Consider the following 6204-nt stretch of genomic DNA (forward strand, 5'->3'; position numbering starts at 1 on the left):
AAGTACATAATGCTGGACGGAGAGAGCGTATGAATAATTATCGAATAAAAAAGGCTTTAAATAATAATGTAATTATAGGCACGCATGATGATTTTGGAGAAGTTGTCATTATTGGCAAGGGTGTTGGTTTTAATCGAAATAAAGATGATATCATATCAGACGAAGCGATAGAGAAATTATTTATTTTAAAAAATGAAAAAGAAAAAGAGAATTATATCAAGCTATTGCCCTTTGTTGAGGATGAACTTCATCAAGCTATTATTTCTTCGATTGACTATATCAAGAAGCGCACCAAAAACTCTCTAAATGAACATATTCATGTTGCACTGACAGACCATTTGATGTTTGCCGTTTCCCGGCTGGCGAATGGAATGGAAATGAAGAACCCGTTTCTGATTGAAACGAAAACGCTTTACCCTTTTGAATATGATATTGCAAGGGAAGTTGTGGCGATCATTGAGCGTAAAACAGATATTCACCTGCCAGAGGGTGAAATAGGGTTTGTGGCTCTGCACATTCATAGTGCCATGCTTAATAAGGATTTGTCAGAGGTTAATCAGCATTCACAGCTTGTAAGTCATATTGTTAACATGATTGAAGACCAGCTCGATATTGAAATTGATAAGGATAGTATTGATTATATGCGTCTAGTCCGCCATATCAGATTTACAATTGAAAGGGTTAACACAGGGGAAAAAGTGGAAGAGCCGATAAAAATATCTTCCCTCTTGAAAGAAGAATATCCTGTGTGTTACAATCTTTCGTGGAAGCTCATTAAGATTATGCAGCAGCAATTGAAAAAGCCTATCTTTAGTGCAGAAGCAGTCTACTTGACGATGCATTTGCAAAGGCTGCAAAATAAAATTAAATGACTAATGAAATTATGCGTTCTACACGTGTTACTGATTCGATCAGGCATGAGTGAAGAAGGATGATTGATTTGGGTTTTTTAGGGTAACCTACCCTATAGAATCCAATTATAATCCCTTTTTCCTCATGCCTTTTTTGTTGTTATCGGTATTTTTATTCTTATTGAAAACGCTTAATGAGCTAAAAAAATATTGTTTGGAGGGTTTACACATGTTTAAAAAGCTTTTCGGTGTCCTGCAAAAGGTAGGGAAGGCACTAATGCTTCCGGTTGCACTCTTGCCGGCAGCCGGTATTTTACTAGCACTGGGTTCAGCTTTAAATAACCCGACGTTATTAGAACTGGCACCGTTTCTTGATAATAGTACGGTTGAATTAATCGCATCCGTAATGCAAAAAGCCGGAGATATTGTTTTTGCTAACTTGCCGGTATTGTTTGCAGTTGGTGTTGCTGTGGGGCTTGCTGGCGGAGAAGGTGTAGCCGGATTAGCGGCGATCATCGGATACTTAATTATGAATGTGACAATGGGAACAGCAGCAGGGATTACTGCTGAAGATGTCAATGGATTGAATTATGCAAACGTACTAGGGATTCCAACACTGCAAACAGGTGTGTTTGGCGGTATAATTGTCGGGATCATTGCAGCTACTCTTTATAATAAATTTTTTGAAATTGAGCTTCCTTCTTACTTAGGATTTTTCGCAGGTAAACGATTTGTGCCGATTGTAACTGCAGGTGCTTCTGTCATACTTGGGGTTGTGATGCTATTTATCTGGCCTCCAATTCAAGACGCATTAAATGCATTTTCACAAAATATGGTTCATGCAAATTTAACAATTTCTGCTTTCGTGTTTGGTTTAATAGAACGTTCTCTCATTCCTTTTGGATTGCACCATATATTCTATTCTCCATTCTGGTATGAATTTGGCGAATACTTAACAAATGCTGGTGAAGTAGTTCGAGGAGATCAGCGTATCTTCATGGCACAGATCACAGATAATGTACAAAACCTAACGGCTGGAACGTTTATGACTGGTAAATTCCCATTCATGATGTTTGGTCTTCCAGCAGCTGCTTTAGCGATTTATCATGAAGCACGCCCAGAGAAAAAAGTGCTTGTTGGGGGCTTAATGGCTTCCGCAGCGCTTACTTCTTTCTTAACAGGTATCACAGAACCGCTTGAGTTCTCATTCCTATTTGTTGCACCAGTTCTTTTTGCAATACATGCAGTCTTTGCTGGACTTTCCTTTATGACCATGCATTTATTGGATGTAAAAATCGGTATGACATTCTCTGGCGGACTCATTGACTATATCTTATTCGGTTTAATTAACCCGCAGACAAATGCGTGGATCGTGATCCCGGTTGGGTTAGTGTTTGCTGTTATTTACTATTTCGGATTCAGATTTGCAATTCGCAAGTTTAATCTAAAAACACCTGGCCGTGAATTGGTTGAGGATGATGAGGAAGAAGCAACAGCCGGTTCAGGAAAAGGCGGAGATCTTCCGTATGATGTTTTAGAAGCAATGGGTGGCAAAGAAAATATCTCGCATTTAGATGCTTGTATCACTCGTCTCCGTGTATCGGTAAATGACATCGGATCCGTTGATAAAAATCGTCTTAAAAAGCTTGGTGCTTCAGGTGTACTCGAAGTTGGAAATAATATTCAAGCTATCTTTGGCCCGCGTTCTGAAACAATAAAAGGTCAAATGAAAGATATTATGAACGGTAAAAGACCGCGTGTTGTTGAAAAGGCTCCTGAAGGCGGAGTGGAGCAGCAAATCGAAGAAGTGAACCCAGAGGCATTGCAAACAGAACATAAAGAAGATTCTTTTGTATCGCCGATTAAAGGTGAAATTAAACCAATAACAGAAGTTCCGGATGCTGTATTCTCTGGAAAAATGATGGGTGATGGATTTGCAATTGTTCCTTCCAATGGAAAAATCGTTTCGCCGGTAGATGGAAAGATCGTTAATCTGTTCCCGACTAAACATGCAATTGGCATACTGTCTGACAGTGGAAGAGAAATTTTAATCCACGTTGGTATTGATACAGTTAAGTTAAAAGGACAAGGCTTTGAAACATTTGTCAAAGAAGGAGATGCCATTAAAGCAGGTCAGCAGCTGCTGCAGGTAGATCTTGAGTATATTAAACAAAATGCTCCTTCTATCATGACTCCGATTGTATTTACAAATCTGCAATCAGGAGAAAAAGTGGTTATCAATAAACCTGGCAATGTTGATCTAAATGACAAAGAAATCATCAAGATCGAAAAATAATATATAATAGAAGAAAGTGGTCAGCTTCCCTGGTGGAAAGCTGGCCATTTTGTTTTTCTAAACATTAATGAAGGAATAAGAGATATATGGTGTATTTCCTTAAGAATACTGGTGCGTTTCCTTCATGCGGCGCCAATCTGCTGGAGTGCTTGTTCAATGAACGATGGTGGTGGAGTATTATAAGAAGCATATTTTGGGGATATAGAATTTAAGCAGTAAGGATATCTGATGAGGAAGGGGTTTAAAATTCATTAATAAGGGTATATAGATTATTAACCCTTTTTATAATAACTCTTGCAGCGCTATTACAATTATAATAAGGTAATTATAGTTGCTTAAATAAGAGCTCAATACTTTACTGAAATATTTTTTTAAAAAAATATTAGAATTCTATTGACCTATTTGGGTGTCTGATGTTATTATATTTTAGCAGTCGTTATTCAGAAGTCGTTAAAACAGCTAAGAAAAAAGTTGTTGACTTACATGAAAATAACTGATATGATAAGAAAGTCGCTAATGAAGCGGCTAAAATTGCTCTTTGAAAACTGAACGAACAATAAAACGTCAACGTTTAAAAAAGATTCTTCGGAATCAACAATGTACATGATGTACACAAGAGCTAATCAACTCTTTCTTGGAGAGTTTGATCCTGGCTCAGGACGAACGCTGGCGGCGTGCCTAATACATGCAAGTCGAGCGGACAGATGGGAGCTTGCTCCCTGAAGTCAGCGGCGGACGGGTGAGTAACACGTGGGCAACCTGCCTGTAAGACTGGGATAACTTCGGGAAACCGGAGCTAATACCGGATAATGCTTTTGGACTCATGTCCTTAAGCTGAAAGATGGTTTCGGCTATCACTTACAGATGGGCCCGCGGCGCATTAGCTAGTTGGTGAGGTAACGGCTCACCAAGGCAACGATGCGTAGCCGACCTGAGAGGGTGATCGGCCACACTGGGACTGAGACACGGCCCAGACTCCTACGGGAGGCAGCAGTAGGGAATCTTCCGCAATGGACGAAAGTCTGACGGAGCAACGCCGCGTGAGTGATGAAGGTTTTCGGATCGTAAAACTCTGTTGTTAGGGAAGAACAAGTACCGGAGTAACTGCCGGTACCTTGACGGTACCTAACCAGAAAGCCACGGCTAACTACGTGCCAGCAGCCGCGGTAATACGTAGGTGGCAAGCGTTGTCCGGAATTATTGGGCGTAAAGCGCGCGCAGGCGGTCCTTTAAGTCTGATGTGAAAGCCCACGGCTCAACCGTGGAGGGTCATTGGAAACTGGGGGACTTGAGTGCAGAAGAGGAGAGTGGAATTCCACGTGTAGCGGTGAAATGCGTAGAGATGTGGAGGAACACCAGTGGCGAAGGCGACTCTCTGGTCTGTAACTGACGCTGAGGCGCGAAAGCGTGGGGAGCGAACAGGATTAGATACCCTGGTAGTCCACGCCGTAAACGATGAGTGCTAAGTGTTAGAGGGTTTCCGCCCTTTAGTGCTGCAGCAAACGCATTAAGCACTCCGCCTGGGGAGTACGGCCGCAAGGCTGAAACTCAAAGGAATTGACGGGGGCCCGCACAAGCGGTGGAGCATGTGGTTTAATTCGAAGCAACGCGAAGAACCTTACCAGGTCTTGACATCCTCTGACACTCCTAGAGATAGGACGTTCCCCTTCGGGGGACAGAGTGACAGGTGGTGCATGGTTGTCGTCAGCTCGTGTCGTGAGATGTTGGGTTAAGTCCCGCAACGAGCGCAACCCTTGATCTTAGTTGCCAGCATTCAGTTGGGCACTCTAAGGTGACTGCCGGTGACAAACCGGAGGAAGGTGGGGATGACGTCAAATCATCATGCCCCTTATGACCTGGGCTACACACGTGCTACAATGGATGGTACAAAGGGCTGCAAGACCGCGAGGTTTAGCCAATCCCATAAAACCATTCTCAGTTCGGATTGCAGGCTGCAACTCGCCTGCATGAAGCCGGAATCGCTAGTAATCGCGGATCAGCATGCCGCGGTGAATACGTTCCCGGGCCTTGTACACACCGCCCGTCACACCACGAGAGTTTGTAACACCCGAAGTCGGTGGGGTAACCTTTTGGAGCCAGCCGCCTAAGGTGGGACAGATGATTGGGGTGAAGTCGTAACAAGGTAGCCGTATCGGAAGGTGCGGCTGGATCACCTCCTTTCTAAGGATGAAATGAAGTTTATCTTCATTAAAAGACGTCTTTATTTGTTCGTTCAGTTTTGAGAGAGCAATCTCTCATTATAACTTGTTCCTTGAAAACTAGATAATGCAATAGAAGAAGATTACCAAGTAATCGCCATCTTAGTTTTTTCTCTCTTATTTATTTTAAGTAAGAGCAATAACCACGAGCGTAAAAAGTATGTGTTACCAACTCATCTTTTTACCAAACCGTGAGGGAAGCGAGAAGCAAGTAGATCAAGGAAGCGACCGAACGAGCACCGGAACGTACGAAGTTGGTACGTGAGGAGCACAGTGAGAGAGCTGACGCAGAGATACGCCGCTTATCGATTTCCGAACACTGGTTAAGTTAGAAAGGGCGCACGGTGAATGCCTTGGCACTAGGAGCCGATGAAGGACGGTACTAACACCGATATGCTTCGGGGAGCTGTAAGTAAGCTTTGATCCGGAGATTTCCGAATGGGGGAACCCATCATCCGTAATGGGATGATATCTTTACCTGAATACATAGGGTATTGAAGGCAGACCCGGGGAACTGAAACATCTAAGTACCCGGAGGAAGAGAAAGCAAACGCGATTCCCTGAGTAGCGGCGAGCGAAACGGGATTAGCCCAAACCAAGAGGCTTGCCTCTTGGGGTTGTAGGACACTCTACACGGAGTTACAAAGGAGCGAGGTAAGTGAACAGGTCTGGAAAGGCCGGCCAGAGAAGGTAAAAGCCCTGTAGTTGAAACTTCGTTCCCTCCAGAGTGGATCCTGAGTACGGCGGGACACGAGAAATCCCGTCGGAAGCAGGGAGGACCATCTCCCAAGGCTAAATACTCCCTAGTGACCGATAGTGAACCAGTACCGTGAGGGAA

The 6204-nt window shown here is 43.3% G+C and carries 2 protein-coding genes and 2 rRNA genes (1 of these 4 only partly in view); all 4 read left to right on the plus strand.

Annotated elements, in window-relative coordinates; genetic code table 11:
• Window positions 1-29: 29 nt before the first annotated feature.
• Complete coding sequence (glcT, locus tag J1899_RS02590) at window positions 30-872, plus strand: glucose PTS transporter transcription antiterminator GlcT (protein WP_066450396.1); 843 nt, start codon at window positions 30-32, stop codon at window positions 870-872.
• A 208-nt stretch (window positions 873-1080) separates the two neighbouring features.
• The gene (ptsG, locus tag J1899_RS02595) at window positions 1081-3147 is read left to right on the plus strand and encodes a glucose-specific PTS transporter subunit IIBC (RefSeq protein ID WP_214477351.1); all 2067 of its coding nucleotides are present in this window, start codon (window positions 1081-1083) and stop codon (window positions 3145-3147) included.
• 631 nt (window positions 3148-3778) lie between these two features.
• Window positions 3779-5328 (plus strand): 16S ribosomal RNA (locus tag J1899_RS02600).
• 359 nt (window positions 5329-5687) lie between these two features.
• A 23S ribosomal RNA gene (locus J1899_RS02605) occupies window positions 5688-6204 on the plus strand (it continues 2417 nt past the right edge of the window).
• Together the 16S and 23S rRNA genes form the textbook arrangement of a ribosomal RNA operon.

Origin of the sequence: Cytobacillus gottheilii (assembly GCF_018582665.1) — a bacterium.
Taxonomy (GTDB): Bacteria; Bacillota; Bacilli; order Bacillales; family Cytobacillaceae; genus Cytobacillus; species Cytobacillus gottheilii.

What these genes read in the sequence shown, in the direction of transcription:
- glcT (WP_066450396.1), top strand. Translation starts at nt 30, where the DNA reads ATGAATAATTATCGAATAAAAAAGGCTTTAAATAATAATGTAATTATA.
- ptsG (WP_214477351.1), top strand. Translation starts at nt 1,081, where the DNA reads ATGTTTAAAAAGCTTTTCGGTGTCCTGCAAAAGGTAGGGAAGGCACTA.